Source organism: Streptomyces yerevanensis (genome assembly GCF_000716805.1).
GTDB classification, from domain to species: domain Bacteria; phylum Actinomycetota; class Actinomycetes; order Streptomycetales; family Streptomycetaceae; genus Streptomyces; species Streptomyces flaveus.
In genome coordinates this window covers 73,232-89,670 of record NZ_JNWJ01000011.1, presented here as the reverse complement: position 1 = coordinate 89,670, position 16,439 = coordinate 73,232, and the positions used below count along the sequence as shown (strand labels likewise).

Below are 16,439 nucleotides of genomic sequence, written 5' to 3'. Positions count from 1 at the left end.
CCCGAAGACGGTGGATTCGAGCAAGCGGACGAAGTCCCTCACCCTACCTGCGGGTACGTGTGACCATGGGTGCGCCTGTGAAGCTTTGAGGTCTCAAAAGTCAGCAAAGGAACAGGACATGACCAAGCCTGTCCCCAACTCCCCCACAACCGCTGTCTCCTCGCCCTCCGCCCCCTCGGGCGCCGCCCCCGCCACCCATCTCCTCGTGGTGGAGGACGACGTCGGCGTCCGCGACGTGCTCACCATGGCCCTGGAATTCCTCGGCTTCGAGGTGACCTGCGCAGCCACCGGCCACCAGGCCCTGCGTCTCGTCACACGGCGCATCCCCGACCTCGTCCTGCTCGACGTCAACCTCCCCGACCTCGACGGCTTCGAGGTCTGCCGGACCCTGCGCGAACGGGACCTCACCATGCCCGTGCTGTTCCTCTCCGGACGCAGCGGGGTCGACGACCGGGTGCACGGACTGGACGTGGGCGGCGACGACTTCGTCACCAAGCCGTTCGAGCTGAAGGAGGTGGCGGCCCGTATCCGCGCCCTGCTGCGCCGCACTGCCGAACGGCCCACGCGGCGCCGCTGTCTGAGCGTCGGTCATGTGCAACTCGATCCCGACGCACACCAGGTGTGGGCGGCCGGGCGCCCGGTCCGGCTCACTCCCACCGAATTCGCCCTGCTGCGCTATCTGCTGGAGAACTCCGACCGGGTGCTGACCCGCTCCCAGATACAGGAGCGCGTCTGGAACCACCGCGACGAGAGCTCCGGCATCGTGGACACCTGCGTCTACTACCTGCGCCGCAAGCTGGGCGACCAGGACCAGTCACTCATCCGTACCGTCCGCGGTGTGGGCTACCGGCTGTCCGCGGCCTGACCGTCGAAGTCCACGTCGCGCCGCAACCTTCATCAAATCCTTATCCCGTACGGAGCGGTTCCGGATCCGCGCTCGCTTCACTGGGGCCGCGGCCTCCGCTCGGGGCTGCCTCCTTTGTTTCCCACCCCCACAGGGAGCACAGCAGCATGTCCTCCGTACGGAAAAAAGTCGCGGCCGCCCTGGGCTCCGCGATCGCCCTGGCCGCCCTCGTCGTGGCCACCCCCGGCACCGCCATGGCCGACCACGAGGAGCAGCCGACCGTCGCGCAGCTCCTCGAGCAGTGCAACAACGGCACGGACCGGTGCGAGTTCCATGTCGAGTCGGTCGAGAAGTACCTCGGCCCGGAGCAGCGGGTCACCTCCGACGCGTACAACTGCACGAGCGTCAACCAGAACCTGTCCAAGACGTGGTCGGACACCACGACGACCGGCACCTCGACGACCCAGACCATAGAGTTCGGCGGGGCCTTCGAGGCCTTCACCGCCGGGTTCAGCAGCGCCACCGGGAAGACCTGGGAGAAGTCCCACACCGAGACGCACACCGAGAGCCTGTGGGTCGGCCCGCACAAGAAGGGCTGGCTCACCCACCGGGCGCACATGGTCAGGTCGCACGGCTACTACCAGCTCAACTTCGGCGACCGCTACTACGGCCACTACATCTGGTACGTCAACGACGTGACGATGACCGGCATCGACCCCGACAACACGTACGGCGAGAGCCCTGTGTTCCGCGAGGCGGAGACAGGCCCCGGCGACTGCTGAGCACGCGGGCGAGATGACAGTTCCCCGCGCCCTGTGAGGGGCGCGGGGCTGTATCGATGTGCGGCTCCGCCGCGATGCACGACGGGGGAGCGGCCAGCCACGACGCAACGGGCCCGCAGCCTGCGAACGACCCGCATTCCTACGCCTCGACGGTCGGCAACGTCACCTCGAAACGACAGCCCCCCGACACATTTCGTACGATCGCCCGGCCCTGGTGGGCCTCCACGATCCCGCGCACGATCGCGAGCCCAAGCCCCGCCCCCGCCGGAGGCGTACGCGCATGGGTCCCCCGCCACCCCGTATCGAAGACGCGGGGAAGGTCCTCCTCGGGAATCCCCCCGCAACCATCCGTCACCGACAGCACAACCCCCTCCGGCGACCGGTGCGCGGAAACGGCCACCGTCCCATCAGACGGCGTCCGCCGAATCGCGTTGACCAGCAGATTCCCCAGTACGCGACTCATCTCCTTGCCGTCGACCTCCACCGGCACCGGATCGATCCCGGCCCCCACCAGCCGCACACCGTGCTCACGGGCAAGCGCGTCCGCCCCCGCGAGGGCGTCTCCGACGAGGTCGTACACCGACATCCGTGAAGGGCTGAGCGCCAGCGCGCCGGCGTGGATGCGGGACAGTTCGAAGAGATCGCCGACCATGTCGTTGAGCCGCTCGACCTCGGTGCGGATCTGCCGCAGATAGCGTTCCGGCTCCGCCGCGACCCCGTCCTCCAGCGCCTCCGACATGGCGCGCAGTCCGGCCAGCGGGGTGCGCAGGTCGTGGGAGATCCAGGCGACGAGTTCGCGCCGGGAGGTCTCCAGGGCGCGTTCGCGGTCCCGGGACTCGTGGAGCTTCGCGCTGGTGGCCGCCAACTCCCGGCTCAGTGCGTCGAGTTCGGCGGTCGCGTGCCCTGTTGGCGCGGCGAAGTCACCGCCGTCGCCGAAGGAGCGGGCGGCGAGCGTGAGCGCCCGACTGCGGGCGACCACCCAGCGGCCCAGGAGCATCGCCGTCGCCAGGGAGACCACGGCCGCCATCGCGACGACCGTCGTCACGACGGTGAGGTCGTGATCGTTCAGGAACATCGCCTGCGCCACCGCCAGTGTTCCGGCGAGCATCGCGGTCACGGCGACGGCGGTGACCACGGACAGCGAGACGGTCAGGGACCGCCGTCGGACGAGCCACAGCATGAGCGCCCCGAACAGCCCGGCGGCCGCCGCTCCGAGGAAGGCGAAGAAGGCGATGAGGAGTATGTCCTGCATGGGGGGTATTTCCTCCATGGCGATCATCAGCCCTCCCCTCCGTCGGAAGCACCGGCCGCGTCGGCACCAGTCGCGTCAGCACCGGCCGTGTCGAAGCGGTACCCCACCCCCCACACCGTCTGGATCAGCGCGGGCCGCGCCGGATCCGTCTCGATCTTGGCGCGCAGTCTGCGGACATGGACGGTGACCGTGGAGAGGTCGCCGAAGTCCCAGCCCCAGACCTCGCGCATCAGCTCCTCACGGCTGTACGCGTGTCCGGGGTTCCGCAGGAAGAAGGCGAGGAGGTCGAACTCGCGGACGGTGAGGGCGAGTTCCGTACCGTCCTTGGTGGCGCGGCGACCCTCCGGGTCCACACTGAGTCCGGCCGCGCGCAGCAGCCCGCGCGGCTCGGCGGAGGGCCGGCTGCGGCGCAGTACGGACTCGACGCGCAGGACCAGCTCGCGGGGGCTGAACGGCTTGGTGACGTAGTCGTCGGCGCCCACCTCCAGGCCGAGGATCCGGTCGTCCTCGTCGCCGCGGGCGGTCAGCATGATCACGGGTACGGGCCCCCGCCCGCGCATCCGGCGGCACACCTCAAGGCCGTCCATGCCGGGCAGCATCAGGTCCAGTACGACCAGGTCGGGCCAGTGCGCGGTGGCCTGCGCGAGCGCGGCGGGGCCGTCGACGGCACGGTCCACGACGTATCCGGCGCGGTCGAGGTAGCCCGAGACGATCTCGGCGACGGTGGGGTCGTCGTCGACGACGAGGACGCGGGTCCCGGAGTGGCCGTGGTTGTCGTGCGGCTGCGGCTGCGGCTGGTGCATGTCGTCAGGGTCGCACCAGGGGTGCGCGGATGTCCTGCCCCGCTTCGTCCGTCCTTGATTCGTAAGGAGATGCGGGCGGATTGCGAGGCGGCGGACCGACGTCCGTGTTTCGTAAGGAGCCACTGTCTGTTATGTCCGCTTCACGTTCGTACTGTGAAAGCCGTGTATCCCAACCCCACCACGAAACCCGACGTCGATGTCGTCCTCCCGTGCCTGAACGAAGCCGCCGCGCTCCCCTGGGTGCTGGCCCTCATCCCCGAGGGCTGGCGCGCGCTCGTCGTGGACAACGGTTCCACCGACGGCTCCGCCGACGTGGCCCGCGACCTCGGTGCGAGAGTCGTCCACGAGGAGCGGCGCGGTTTCGGGGCGGCCTGCCACGCGGGGCTCGTCGCCGCCACCGCGGACATCGTCTGCTTCTGCGACTGCGACGCCTCGCTCGATCCGTCCCTGCTCGTGCCCTTCGTACGCGAGATCCGTGACGGCGAGGCCGACCTGGTGCTCGGGCGACGGCGCCCGCAGGGCCGTGGCGCCTGGCCGGCACACGCCCGCGCGGGCAATCTCGCACTGTCCCGGATGCTCCGCCGCCGCACCGGCGTACACCTGCACGACCTCGGCCCCCTGCGCGCCGCCCGCCGCGAGGGCCTCCTCGGCCTCGGCCTCACGGACCGCCGCAGCGGCTATCCCCTGCAGATGGTCGTCCGCGCCGCCGACGCCGGCTGGCGCATCGCCGAGCACGACGTCCCGTATCTGCCGCGCACCGGCACCTCCAAGGTCACCGGCACCTGGCGCGGGACCTGGCACGCGGTACGGGACATGCGCCGGGTGCTGACGGAGCCGGCGTACGCCATCAGCCAAGGCCCCGGCCAAGGAACCGCCCATGGACCCTTCCAAGGAGGAGCCCACCGATGACCACCCTGCTCGTCATCGCCAAGGAACCGCGACCCGGACGCGTGAAGACCCGGCTCACCCCGCCGTACACGCCCGAGGAGGCGGCGGCGCTCGCCGAGGCCGCGCTGGCCGACACCCTGAGCGCGGTGCTCGCGACGCCCGCGGACCGGCGGGTCCTGGTGCTCGACGGGAAGCCGGGGCCATGGCTGCCGCCCGGCGTCGAGGTGGTCCCGCAGTGCGCGGGCGGGCTCGACGAACGGCTGGCCGCGGCGTTCGCGGACTGCGCCGGACCGACGCTGCTCATCGGCATGGACACCCCGCAGGTGACCGCCGAACTCCTCACGTTCGGGACCGACTTCACGGACTGCGACGCCTGGTTCGGGCCCGCGGAGGACGGCGGCTTCTGGGCGCTGGGGCTCGCCTCGCCCGACCCCGCGCTGCTGCGGGGCGTACCGATGTCGACGCCCACGACAGGAGCCGTGCAGCGGGCCCGGCTCACCGCCGCCGGACTGCGCGTACGGGATCTGCCGCGGCTGCGGGACGTCGACACGGCGTACGACGCCTGGCTGGTCGCCGAACAGGTCATGGTCCAGAGGCAGGGCAGCCGGTTCGCGGCGGAGTACGAGCGGGTGGGGGCGGGCGTGCGGCGAGCAGGCGTGGAGCGACCGGACGTCGAGCGATCGGTCGTGGGGCGATGAGCACGGTGAGCGCGACGAGTACGAGTACGAGTACGGCGACCGCGTGGTGCGTCGACCCGTACGCGGACGCCCTCCGCGACGGGCGCGGCCCGCTCTTCCTGCGCCGTACCGACGGCTGGCTGCTCCCGCTGGAGGTCGAGCGGTGGTGTGCGCGGGCCGACGCCGCCGATCTGTCGGCGTTGCGGCGGTGCGAAGGAGCCGTACTGGATGTGGGCTGCGGACCCGGGCGGCTGGTCGCGGCACTCGCATTGCGGGGGCGGACCGTGCTCGGGATCGACGTCAGCGAGGCGGCCGTCGCACACACCGTCCGGCTCGGCGGGCAGGCGTTGCGCCGGTCGGTGTTCGAGCCGTTGCCGGGGGAGGGGCGCTGGGACACGGCGCTGCTCATCGACGGGAACATCGGGATCGGCGGCGACCCGGACGCCCTGCTGCGCCGGACCGCCCAACTCCTCGCTCCGGGCGGTCTGTTGATCGCCGAGACGGCGCCCGTGGACATCGACGAGCAGGTACAGGTTCATGTCACCGACGCCCAGGGAGCCGCAGGAACCCCGTTCCCCTGGGCCCGGCTCGGCAGCCGCGCCCTGCTGAGGCGCGCACGCCGGCTCGGCTGGCGTACAGACGGTACGGCCGGTCAGTGGACGGCGGACGGCCGCTGCTTCGTGGCCCTGCGCCGCGCCCGCACCGAACGGATCAGCATCCACAGTGCCGACACCCCGAACAGCGCGGCCGTCATCAGCAGCCAGCGGGCCAGGAACACATCACCGGACGAGCCGGTGGACGCCTCGTAACGCCGCTCCACCCGCCCGCTGATCAGCGGGAACCACACCAGCAGCAGAAGTCCGGACAGGGCCGCCGGGACGCGCACGAACATCAGCCACTCCCGGCGCCCGACCACCCCGAGCGCCGCCCCGACGACCCGGTCGGCAACGGCGTACAACGGCAGCAGCACCAGGTCGTGCAGCAGCGCCGCCCCGACCATCCACATCAGTACACCCCACCAGTCCCCCGCGAGCAGCTGTACGCCGGCATACGCCACGAGCGCGAACGAGCAGGCGAGGAGCAGGAGTTGGAGAGGGCTCTCGCCGTACCAGCGGCGCCACCGGTTCCGTGCGCTCGTCATTCGTCCGTGCATTCGTACGCGCATCGCAGGGCTCCTCACAGGTCTCCGAACGTCAGCCGGGCCACCCACTTGGTGTTCAGCACTCCGGGCGCGGCGGGGACGATGATGCGCGCCGGGTAGCCGTGGTCAGGGGTCAGCGGCTCGCCGTTGACGTACAGGGCGAGCAGCGAGCGTGGGTCGCGTACCTGGTTGTCGCGCAGGGCGGCCCGCCGGAAGGAACCCGCACGCTGGAGCGACTCCACGAACAGATCGGGCGCCTGGCCCCGGTCGTACCCCGCCAACTCCGCCAGATCCCGCAGCCGTACGCCCCGCCACCACTGGTCGCCCGTCGACCAGCCCTCCACACAGGCGATGGGCAAGGCGGCGCTGTACAGGGGCAGTTCATGGAGCTGAGCCCGGCTGAGACGGACCGTACGTCGCCCCTCGACGACGAGCCGCCACGCCTCCTCACTCGTCTCGGTCGCCCGGATCCCCACGGCCGCGGCCGTCTTGTTGATCTGGAAGCCGCCGGGTCCCGGGCCCGGCTCCGGCCCGCCGTGCGGCGCGAGAATCGCCGTCCGGCGCAGCGGCCCGTCGAAGTTCTGCCCCGCGGTCGTGGCGAGCAGGAACAGCGAGGAGCCACCGACGAGTTGGAGCGCTCCGCGCCGGGAGACGGTCGGCGCGGCGGGCCGGGTCGATACCAACTCCCCCTGTTCTTCCCTCTGTTGGATCTGTTGGCTCTGTTGGTCCCCTTCGCGTTGCCGGATGTTACGCAGCACCGTCGGCGTCTTCAGCACCGTGTGCGCGACGAAGGCGGCGAAGAACACCCAGGCGCCGTAGAAGTGCAGGGGGTAGAAGGAGCCGGGGAAGAGGTAGTCCAGCTGGACGTTCAGCACACCCGTCACGAACTCGAACAGCGCGCTTGCGACCAGTACGAGCAGCGAGAGCCGTTCCAGCGCGTGGCCGAGCGAGCGCGCGGGCGGCAGCTCGAAGAGCTTCGGAATGACCGACCACAGCTTGGCGAGGAGTACGGGGATCAGCGCGATGCCGAGCGTGACGTGCGTGCCCTGGTTGAGGCGGTACAGCCAGGGCGGGTCGGTGGGCCAGGCGAAGAGGTAGAAGCCGAGGAGGCCCTTGTCCGGGGTCTTGTCGTTGACCGGCGAGAGGTTCGGGTTGTACGCGGCGTACGACACGAGGCCCGTCACGAACAGGACGGTGAGCCCGGCGAGCAGCACGACACCGAGCAGCGAGGTGAGCCGAGGGCCGCGCAGAGGGCTGCGCCAGAAGGCGGGGGAGGTGGGGAGCCGTTCGCTCATGCCCCGACGGTAGGCCGGTACGGGCGGGCCGAGAGGGGCTGGACTCATGACGAAACGCTGACGTCCTTGCTGGCCGGGACGCTACGAGGTGGCTTCCGCCCTAGCGTTTCCGCTGTGAACCGTGACCTTCGCCGTGACCTGTACGCCGCCGGGGCCGCGGTGCTCCTCTTCGCCACGGCCGCCGTCGTAGGCCACGCCATCGAGAACTCCGCCGGCTCCCTACACCTCGCCTGGGCGCCGCTGTACGCCTGGTGGTCGCCGCAGGTGGGGCCCGGCACTCCGGCCGCGATCACGCTGGCCGCGGCGGTGATCGCGTACGGCCCCGGTCTCGCGGCCCGCCTGCCGTGGCGGGCGCTCGTGCCGGTGACCTGGTTCGTCGCGATGGCCTGGACGTGGTCGCTCGCGCTGATCGACGGCTGGCACTACGGCATCGAGCGACGGCTCACCACGCGCTACGAGTATCTGACGGTCATCGACCGCTTCGACGACATCGGGGCCACCCTGCGCGGCTTCACCCAGCACATCCTGATCGACTCGCCCGACCACTGGCCCCCGCACATCGCCGGCCATCCCCCGGCCGCGACGCTCACCTTCGTCTGGCTGGACCGTATCGGCCTCGGCGGCGGGGGCTGGGCGGGCGTCTTCTGCATCACAGTCGGCGCTTCCGCCGCCGCGGCGGTCATCGTCGCCGTACGCGCCCTCGCCGACGAGACGCTGGCCCGCCGGGCCGCCCCGTTCGTCGCCCTGGCCCCGGCGGCGATCTGGGTGGGGGCGTCGGCGGACGGCTACTTCGCGGCGGTGGCGGCGTGGGCGGTGGCACTGCTGGCACTGGCGGCGACCGGCGCGAACAGCGCGCTCGCCTTCGGCTCCGGACTACTGCTGGGCCTCACCGTCTATCTCTCGTACGGCCTGACCCTGTTCGCGATCATCGCCGCAGCCGTGCTCCTGCTGACCTGGCGGCAGTGGCCGCTCACCCTCCTCATCCCGCTACTGGCAGGCGCGGCCGTCGTCCCCGCCGCCTTCACCCTCGCGGGCTTCAACTGGTGGGAGGCGTACCACCTGTTGGTCGAGCGCTACTACCAGGGCGCGGCCGCCATCCGTCCGTACTGGTACTTCGTCTGGGCCAACCTCGCGTGCACGGTGCTCCTCGTGGGGCTGGCGGGGGTGGCGGGCCTGCGCCGCACGTTCGCGACCGTGTCGGCCGCTGTCCGCCGCCTGCGCGCCGGCACCCCGACCACCACCGACCGGCTTCTCGGCCTGGTCCTCGCCGGCCTCCTCATGGTCCTCATCGCCGACCTCTCCGGCATGAGCAAGGCCGAAACGGAACGCATCTGGCTCCCCTTCGCCTTCTGGCTGCTGCCCGCTACGGCGCTGCTGCCGCGGGGCGGGCAGCGGGGGTGGCTCGCCGCCCAGGCGACGGTGGCGCTGGCGGTGAACCACCTGTTCCACACGGGGTGGTGAGCGCTGGGGTTTTCGTTCCCCAAGCCCATCCTTTCCCGAAAATGATGGCCCGCCGGTTGCCGTGGCACAGCGCGAGCAGTGCCCCAGGCACTTTGATGCGGCCGTCCCGCTGCGGACAGTTCGCTTCATTGCTGCATTAGCGATGTCGTTAATTAGAGCAGGGGGTTCCAATGGCACGCGTCTGTGTTTATCGGTACGACGAAGTCGACGGCGTACCGCTCCGTGAGGTTGACGGATGGTTCGATACCGACCAGGCCAAGGCCGCATATCCGGAGGCGGTGCGCGAGGAGCGACCGACCGTACGCCGCTGGAGGGGCGGGAGGGAGAGCGTCACGCGGGCGGTGCAGGAGAGGCTGTTGCGTACGGCCGGGGATCGCTGGGTGCTGGAGACGGCCCCGATCCGCAGGGAACAGGCGGTCCGTCAGTGGCTGTCTGGCCGCCGGCGCCCTGCGCCCGCTGAGCTACGCGGACGCGCTCGAGCTGGACGAGGACGACGAAGGCGCGGACTGAACGCCCACATCGGGTGACGCGGGCATATCAGGTGGCCGGGTGCTCGGAAATCGCAAGCGCCGGTAGGGGAGCTGATGTCAGGCTGCCTGATATGTCCGACTAAGCCTTGATTGATGCGGCCGACCTGGCGGCCTGCTCGATCTTCGCGCGGTAGGCGGCACGGGCTTCCTCGTCGATCTGCTTCTCGTGTTCGGCGCGCAACCCGGTCCGGCCGTCGAGGCCCTCGCGCAGGATATCGGCGTGCCCGGCATGCCGGATGGACTCGCCGAGGACGTGGACCATGACGGCGAACAGGTTCGTGTTGGAATAAGGCTCCGGCCACCACGGCACGTGGCCGGGGGCATCGAGGGGAAGCTCGTTGATCGTCGCGTCCGAGTGTTCCCACGTGCGCCGGTAGAACCCGACGATCTGATCGCGGGTCTCGTCCTCGGTCGCCCACTGATCGCTGCCGTCGGAGTCCTGCCACCGGGACAGCGGTTCCGGGGAAGGGCGGTCGAAGACCTCGCCGAAGTACCTGGCCTCGACGGTGGCCACGTGTTTGACCAGGCCGAGGAGGTTGGTCCCGGTCGCCGTCAAAGGTCTGCGGGCGTCGTATTCGGACAAGCCGTCGAGTTTCCAGAGCAGTGCCTCGCGGTCCCGCCGCAGTCTCCCGTGCAGGTTGTCCTTCGCGAATTCATCGATCATGCGGCATGAGCCTTCCATGGGCTGTTCGTGGTCTCAAGATCCCGTACGTGGTCCGCAACGGCTGGCAGAGCCGAGGCTTGGGACTCCTTACACAATGAGCTACCGGGAATGACTGTCTGTCAGAGAGGCGTGGGGGTGGGGGTGGGGTGCGTGACGGCACGCGGCCGACCCGACCTGCGACGGTTACGACGGTTACTGCGCAGGAGAACTACACGCATGCTGTTCGGTGCCGTTCTCTGATCCCGTTGAGTAGCTCGGGACGGGGACCGGGGAGGTGGGCGGGTGCCAGGTGAGAATCCAGCCGGCGGTAAGCACCGCCGCGCCGCCTGCCAGGGCGATTGCGCCGCCTGTTCCGATGCCTGCGGCCACCGAGCCGAAGCAGGCCGGCCCGACGCCCTGCAGCGTCATGCTGCCGGAGCCGAGCAGACCGAAGGCCTGACCCTGGCCTTCTTGCGGCAGGGCGTCCAGGAACGGCCGTTGCAGGCCGAGACCGTAGGCGAATCCGAAGCCGCAGAGCAGCAGCAGACAGGACGAGACACCCACTCCGGGCTCGGCGGCGAAGCCGACCAGCGGCAGTCCCATCAGCGCAATCAACGGGACCACCAGTCGCTCCCGGGTGGGTGGCCGCAGCAGTCGACCCACCAGCAGATCACCGGCCAGCATGCCGACCGGCAGACAGCCCATCAGCACCGCGTACCAGCCGGGCGCGAAGTGGCGTCCTCCCGCGTAGGCGACGATCAGGCCTTCCGCGCCCGCTATGAACGCGACGGGTAGCCACTGGGCCAGCATCAGTCGTCGCACCGTGTGTTTGCGCAGCAGCAGGCCTGCACCGTGCAGGCTTGCCCGGACGGCCCCGCCATCGCCCCGAGCGCTGCCAGGTGTGCCGCCGAACTCTCCCGGCTCCAGCCGGGGTAGCCCGATGCGGATAGCGAGCGCGCAGCCGAGGTAGAGGGCGGCGCTGACCGCGAGCGCCCGGCGCGGGCCGAGTACCGCGACGACCGCACCTCCCAGCGCCAGACCGAACAATTGCGCGCCGGAGGCAGCGATGTTGTTCAGTGAACGGCCCAGCACATAGGCGTCGCCCTCCAGCCACTGCGCGACCAGTCGACTCGACGCGCCGCTGAACACCGGTGTGGCGAGGGCGACCAGCGCCACGACACCGAGGCTTGCCGCGATCGGCATCCGCACCAGGGCGAGCAGCAGGGCGGCGGCGCACGTCAAGGCGTAGCCGCCGGTGATGAGCGCGCGGGGCGGCAGTCGGTCGGCCAGTGAGCCCAGCAGCAGCGAGCCGAACAGCTGCGGAATGAAGCCGATGCCGAAGGCCAGTGCGCTCAGCAGCGCGGAGCCGGTGGCCGAGAAGACCAGAACCGAGAACGTGGTGATCCGCAGCGCGTCCGCAGTGATCGCGACGGTGCGGGTCGAGAAGAGCAGCCGGAATCGTGGCTCGGCCAGCACCTCCCGGTAGGTGGCACGGTGGTTGCCCTGCGCGGGTCCGGCGGTCGGGGTCATGACGCGCAGCCTCGCCGTGCGCCCACGCCACTCACCAATGATTCGTCGCTGGACGAATCGGAACAGACGTCCCGCGGTAGCCTCGCAGGGTGCTGCGCTTCGAAGTCTCCGTCGATGACCTGCTGCGCAGCCGCTTCGCGCTGTCGCCCGCGATGGACCTCTGCTTCCTGCTGCGCTCGCTCGCCGGCCAAGACAGGCCGCTGCCGCGAGCCTGGGCCACCCGACTCATGCCGGCCTTCGAACGGCTTCGCCGCGAGACCGAACTGAACGCCGCCCTCGCCCTGCACACCACGCAATCCGGACCGAACTTCGTCGCCCCGCCCCCGCGCCGCCTCAACCAGACCTGGGCAGACGACCTGGCCATGATCCGGGCCACACCATTGGAAGCGGCCCGCCACGAAATCGCCACCAACGCGACCGGCCCGTCCGCCCGTGATCCCCGCGTACGCGCAGTGCTGGACTCCACGGACGCCGTCTCCAGGATCGCCGAGGCGATGGACCAGGCGTGGCACGAACTGCTCGCCCCGGACTGGCCGCAACTGCGCGCGATCTGTGAGCGCGACGTCGTGCACCGGGTGGGTATGATCGGCGAACACGGATGGGTCACGACCATCGAGAGCCTGCACCCGAGCATCGCCTGGCGCGCCGGCGGTATCGAGATCGGCCACTTCCCCCAAGTCGGAACAGTCCTCCTCGCCGGCGACGGGCTCCTGCTGATCCCTTCGGTCTTCGTCGGGAATATCGCCGCCCACCTGGAAGACCCCTGGCCCAGAACCTTGATCTACCGTGCCCGCGGCACCGCCGCCCTGTGGGGCGAACAGGAGACCGTCCCCCAACCGGACGCGCTGACCGCTCTGGTCGGCCGGGCCCGAGCCCGGCTGCTGTTGGCGCTGGACGCCCCGGCCAGTACCAGCCACCTCGCCCGAAGTCTCGCCATGGCACCCGGCGCGGTAGGAGACCACCTCGCCATCCTGCGAGGCGCGGGGCTGCTCGTCCGCGCCCGGTCCGGACGGTCGGTGCTCTACCGGCGCACCCCGCTCGGCGAGGCACTGGTCGCCGGTTCGGGCTGAGGGCTCAGATCAGCACTGCTTTTTGAGGCGCCGCCAGCAGATGATTGCGCAGCCGAGGGTGAGGAAGGCCTGGTGGATGCCGGCGCGGATTTCCCATCAGACGAGCCTCATCCGAGTGCAGAAGCTGGACGATCGGCAGCTCGCCATCGTGCTGTGCGCACTGATCGCCCTGTCTGGCCGTGACGCGATCGCGGTCGGGACCCGAGTATGAGCGCCATCCGATGGCAACACTGCGACGCAGGCAGCGGGAGCGGACACATGCAACTGGCTGCCGACAACCGCACGTACCACCGTGAACAGGCCGCACAGCGCACCTACCTCGAGCACCTCAGCACCTGCCGCAACCAACGAGTACGGCTGGCCGCCGGGCTCAAGGGCGGACTGGTGAGACCGTGACGGCCGGCCTTCTACTCGTCGGCCTGCGGGATCCGGACGACCGCGGTCCCTCCCTCCAGGTCCACTGTTGTGCGGTTCGGCGGCGCCCCGTCTTCCTCGTCGTCCCGCATCACCAGTGCCGACTGCCGCTCCTTGAGTTCGTTCTGCTTCCCGGGCGAAAAGCTCGCATGGAGCTGCTCGAACCCGGTCGCCGATATCTGGCCCTGCCGGGCGCTGTTCCGCCATGGCAGCAGTCCGGCCCGCCCGGCATGGAGAAGCAGCTGATCCACGAAAGCCACAACGGTCAGCAGGATGACCAGTCCGGGCAAGGTCACGAAAACGACGAATTCCATGCCCCGAGTATCCGGGCCAGGGGCCAATGCCGACAGATCCCGCACCCCCGCACTTCGGGGGCGCGGGGCTGGGACATATACGGCGACGAGTCCGCAGTCGACAACGAACCCGACCCGCACAACCAGCGGAGCGCCACCGCTCCGACTTGCCCGCCCCGTCCCCCAGGTGTGCTCTGGAGGCAGGGGCGAGGAGAGAGGAGTGGGGTCATGGCTCACGCAGCGTCACGCACCGCGCGGTGGCACGGCAGCCCCATACAGCTCGCGACGAAGCTCACCGCCCCCGTGCTCGGCGGGATCGTCTACGGCCTGTGGGCCGCCGCGATCGGGCGGGACGCGGGGCCGATCACCGGCTGGAACGTCCTGCTCGGCGTCGTGGCCGCGGTCGCCTTCGTGGCCACGTACCTCGGGCTGCGTCTGCTCGGCACGCACCTGCCGCGCGAGCTGCGCGCCGCCGCGTGGGCGGGCTTCGCGGGTGTCGCAGTCGGGTTCCTGCACGGCCTCACCGGCTCGAGCGTGCTGCGGTCGGCGGCCGTGGCGTTCGCGGTGGCGGCGGGCGCGTTCGTGGTGGTGTTCTACCGCTTCTACACGACGGAGGGCTGACCGGAGACCGAGGGCGACCAAGGCAAGGAGGACATGATCTGACCTATACGCCCTCTACCTTCACGGCATGACTTCTTCCAGCGACCGAGGGCCGGAGGACCACCCGGGGACGGCCCTGGGACTAGGACAAAAAGCCCACGACGGATCCAGTGCCGAAATCTACGATGAGTTTGCTGCCCGGTGGGGGTCTACATCTCAACGACAGCTCAGCACTCGTAGAGGACTGGATGGGGCGGACATGAAAAGCGATCACCTTGCCGGAGGTGGGCCGGCCATCGAGACCGCCGGCCTGGTGAAGACCTTCGGCGACAACCGCGCCGTGGACGGCGTCGACCTGCGCATCGAGAGGGGCACGGTGTACGGCCTGCTCGGTCCGAACGGCGCGGGCAAGACGACCACGGTACGGATGCTGGCGACCCTGCTCCGCCCCGACGGCGGCGAGGCCCACGTCTTCGGCCACGACGTCGTACGGGAGGCGGACGCGGTCCGCAGCCGGGTCAGCCTCACCGGGCAGTACGCCTCGGTCGACGAGGACCTCACCGGCACGGAGAACCTCGTACTGCTGGCCCGCCTGACGGGCCACAGCAAGAAGGCCTCGTACGACCGAGCGGCCCAACTCCTCGCCGCCTTCGGTCTGTCGGAGGCGGCCGGCCGCCAGGTGAAGCACTACTCCGGCGGTATGCGGCGCCGTATCGACATCGCCGCGTCGATCCTCAACACCCCGGACCTGCTGTTCCTGGACGAACCGACGACGGGCCTCGACCCGCGCAGCCGCAACCAGGTCTGGGAGATCGTCCGGGCGGTCGTCGCCCAGGGCACGACGGTGCTGCTGACCACGCAGTACCTCGACGAGGCCGACCAGCTGGCGTCCCGGATCGCCGTCATCGACAAGGGCAAGGTCATCGCCGAGGGCACCAAGGGCGAGCTGAAGGCCTCGGTCGGCGCGGGCGCCGTGCACGTACGGCTGCGGGACGCAGAGAAGCGTCCCGACGCCGAGCTCCTGCTCAGGCAGGCCCTCGACGCGGACGTACAACTGGAACCCGACCCGGTGGCTCTGACCGCCCGGGTCGGCGGCAACGGCGGGGCGAACGGCGTCGGCCCCTCCGAGAAGGCCTCCCGGGCCCTCGCCGAACTCGCCCGCGCGGGCATCATCGTCGACAACTTCTCGCTGGGACAGCCGAGCCTGGACGAGGTGTTCCTGGCCCTCACCGGCAGCCCGACCGACCACGACCGGACGACCGACGAGGCACAGACGAAGGAGGCCACGGCATGAGCACCGCGACCCAGACCACCGAGAGCACGGAACTCGCCCCGGTCCGCACCGAAAGCCTGGCCGAACTGCTCGTCGCCCGGGAGCGGCCGCCGCGGCCGAACGCGCTGCAGACCTCGCTGACGTTCGGCTGGCGGGCGATGCTCAAGATCAAGCACGTACCGGAGCAGCTGTTCGACGTGACGGCGTTCCCGATCATGATGGTGCTGATGTACACGTACCTGTTCGGTGGTGCCCTGGCCGGCTCCCCCAGCGAGTACATCCAGTATCTGCTGCCCGGCATCCTCGTGATGTCCGTGACCATGATCACGATGTATACGGGCCTCGCGATCAACATCGACATCGAGAAGGGCGTCTTCGACCGCTTCCGTTCCCTGCCGATCTGGCGGCCGTCGACGATGGTCGGCTATCTGCTCGGTGACGCCCTGCGCTACACGCTCGCGTCGATCGTGATGCTGACGGTCGGCCTGATCATGGGCTTCCGCCCGGACGGCGGTTTCCCCGGCGTGGTGGCGGGCGTGGTGCTGCTGATCGTCTTCTGCTTCGCCTTCTCGTGGGTGTGGACGATGGTCGGTCTGCTGATGCGCACGGAGAAGGGCGTGATGAGCGTCAGCATGATGGTGCTGTTCCCGCTGACGTTCCTCAGTGACATCTTCGTCAAGCCCGAGACGATGCCGGGCTGGCTGCAGGCCTTCGTCAACAACAACCCGATCACGCACGTCGCCTCGGCGGTCCGCGATCTGATGGGCGGCTCCTGGCCGACCGAGGAGATCGCGTGGACGCTGGGCTGGGCGGCGGTGTTCGTGGCGGTGCTCGGACCGGTGACGATGCGGCTCTACAACCGAAAGTGACAGCCGGCCGGGGTGTCCCCCGGAAGAACGCAATCCACGTCCGGATGCAGTCACCCCGGCCGTGCCCCGATGGC

Annotated in this window: 17 protein-coding genes; 11 read left to right on the top strand and 6 right to left on the bottom strand. The window is 70.1% G+C overall.

The features are described 5' to 3' along the window. Nucleotides 1–118: 118 nt before the first annotated feature. Nucleotides 119–865 carry a response regulator transcription factor gene (locus tag OP79_RS13710; protein ID WP_211270785.1) on the top strand — a complete coding sequence of 249 codons (747 nt, stop codon included), beginning with the start codon at nucleotides 119–121 and terminating at the stop codon, nucleotides 863–865. A 146-nt stretch (nucleotides 866–1,011) separates the two neighbouring features. After that, nucleotides 1,012–1,626: a hypothetical protein gene (locus OP79_RS13705; protein ID WP_051744629.1), complete on the top strand. Its 615-nt coding sequence runs from the start codon at nucleotides 1,012–1,014 to the stop codon at nucleotides 1,624–1,626. Nucleotides 1,627–1,765: 139 nt separating this feature from the next. Here the strand turns inward: OP79_RS13705 and OP79_RS13700 are convergent, their stop codons facing one another. Both OP79_RS13700 and OP79_RS13695 read right to left on the bottom strand, forming a co-directional pair. Beyond that, nucleotides 1,766–2,878: a sensor histidine kinase gene (locus OP79_RS13700; protein ID WP_033320576.1), complete on the bottom strand. Its 1,113-nt coding sequence runs from the start codon at nucleotides 2,876–2,878 to the stop codon at nucleotides 1,766–1,768. Between the two features lie 26 nt (nucleotides 2,879–2,904). Next, entirely contained in the window at nucleotides 2,905–3,681 is a 777-nt protein-coding gene (locus OP79_RS13695; protein ID WP_051744628.1) for a response regulator transcription factor, read from the bottom strand. 153 nt (nucleotides 3,682–3,834) lie between these two features. Between OP79_RS13695 and OP79_RS13690 the strand changes: the two genes are divergently transcribed. The 3 genes from OP79_RS13690 to OP79_RS58260 are packed head-to-tail and all read left to right on the top strand — an operon-like array spanning nucleotide 3,835 to nucleotide 6,055. Next, a complete protein-coding gene (locus tag OP79_RS13690; protein ID WP_033320428.1) occupies nucleotides 3,835–4,590 on the top strand; it encodes a glycosyltransferase family 2 protein in 756 nt (251 codons plus the stop codon). Beyond that, nucleotides 4,587–5,267, top strand: a complete 681-nt coding sequence (locus tag OP79_RS56940) for a TIGR04282 family arsenosugar biosynthesis glycosyltransferase (RefSeq protein WP_051744627.1) — start codon at nucleotides 4,587–4,589, stop codon at nucleotides 5,265–5,267. The genes OP79_RS13690 and OP79_RS56940 overlap by 4 nt, the downstream gene beginning before the upstream one ends. Beyond that, a complete protein-coding gene (locus OP79_RS58260) occupies nucleotides 5,264–6,055 on the top strand; it encodes a methyltransferase domain-containing protein (protein ID WP_051744626.1) in 792 nt (263 codons plus the stop codon). Before OP79_RS56940 ends, OP79_RS58260 begins: the two co-directional genes overlap by 4 nt. Nucleotides 6,056–6,422: 367 nt before the next feature. On the opposite strand, the gene OP79_RS13675 is transcribed toward OP79_RS58260, so the two are convergent. Further along, complete coding sequence (locus OP79_RS13675; protein WP_033320572.1) at nucleotides 6,423–7,682, bottom strand: molybdopterin-dependent oxidoreductase; 1,260 nt, start codon at nucleotides 7,680–7,682, stop codon at nucleotides 6,423–6,425. A gap of 114 nt (nucleotides 7,683–7,796) precedes the next feature. Between OP79_RS13675 and OP79_RS13670 the strand changes: the two genes are divergently transcribed. Next, on the top strand, nucleotides 7,797–9,143 hold the full coding sequence (locus OP79_RS13670; protein ID WP_033320427.1) for a hypothetical protein: 1,347 nt from the start codon (nucleotides 7,797–7,799) through the stop codon (nucleotides 9,141–9,143). Nucleotides 9,144–9,752: 609 nt separating this feature from the next. Here the strand turns inward: OP79_RS13670 and OP79_RS13665 are convergent. Continuing rightward, nucleotides 9,753–10,337: a DinB family protein gene (locus tag OP79_RS13665; protein WP_033320426.1), complete on the bottom strand. Its 585-nt coding sequence runs from the start codon at nucleotides 10,335–10,337 to the stop codon at nucleotides 9,753–9,755. A 192-nt stretch (nucleotides 10,338–10,529) separates the two neighbouring features. After that, a complete protein-coding gene (locus OP79_RS13660; protein WP_051744625.1) occupies nucleotides 10,530–11,846 on the bottom strand; it encodes an MFS transporter in 1,317 nt (438 codons plus the stop codon). An 89-nt stretch (nucleotides 11,847–11,935) separates the two neighbouring features. Here OP79_RS13660 and OP79_RS13655 point away from each other — a divergent pair, with 89 nt between their 5' ends. Together OP79_RS13655 and OP79_RS55240 are read left to right on the top strand one after the other, a co-directional pair. Continuing rightward, a complete protein-coding gene (locus tag OP79_RS13655; protein ID WP_033320425.1) occupies nucleotides 11,936–12,916 on the top strand; it encodes a winged helix-turn-helix domain-containing protein in 981 nt (326 codons plus the stop codon). Nucleotides 12,917–13,174: 258 nt separating this feature from the next. After that, the gene (locus tag OP79_RS55240; protein WP_157857309.1) at nucleotides 13,175–13,312 is read left to right on the top strand and encodes a hypothetical protein; all 138 of its coding nucleotides are present in this window, start codon (nucleotides 13,175–13,177) and stop codon (nucleotides 13,310–13,312) included. A gap of 11 nt (nucleotides 13,313–13,323) precedes the next feature. On the opposite strand, the gene OP79_RS13650 is transcribed toward OP79_RS55240, so the two are convergent. Further along, complete coding sequence (locus OP79_RS13650; protein ID WP_033320424.1) at nucleotides 13,324–13,644, bottom strand: DUF6191 domain-containing protein; 321 nt, start codon at nucleotides 13,642–13,644, stop codon at nucleotides 13,324–13,326. A 207-nt stretch (nucleotides 13,645–13,851) separates the two neighbouring features. On the opposite strand from OP79_RS13650, the gene OP79_RS13645 reads away from it, so the two are divergent. From OP79_RS13645 to OP79_RS13635, 3 genes are all read left to right on the top strand, one after another. Next, entirely contained in the window at nucleotides 13,852–14,244 is a 393-nt protein-coding gene (locus OP79_RS13645; protein ID WP_033320423.1) for a hypothetical protein, read from the top strand. Between the two features lie 238 nt (nucleotides 14,245–14,482). Beyond that, nucleotides 14,483–15,517, top strand: a complete 1,035-nt coding sequence (locus OP79_RS13640; RefSeq protein WP_033320422.1) for a daunorubicin resistance protein DrrA family ABC transporter ATP-binding protein — start codon at nucleotides 14,483–14,485, stop codon at nucleotides 15,515–15,517. Then, the gene (locus OP79_RS13635) at nucleotides 15,514–16,365 is read left to right on the top strand and encodes an ABC transporter permease (protein ID WP_033320421.1); all 852 of its coding nucleotides are present in this window, start codon (nucleotides 15,514–15,516) and stop codon (nucleotides 16,363–16,365) included. The genes OP79_RS13640 and OP79_RS13635 overlap by 4 nt, the downstream gene beginning before the upstream one ends. Nucleotides 16,366–16,439: the final 74 nt, after the last annotated feature.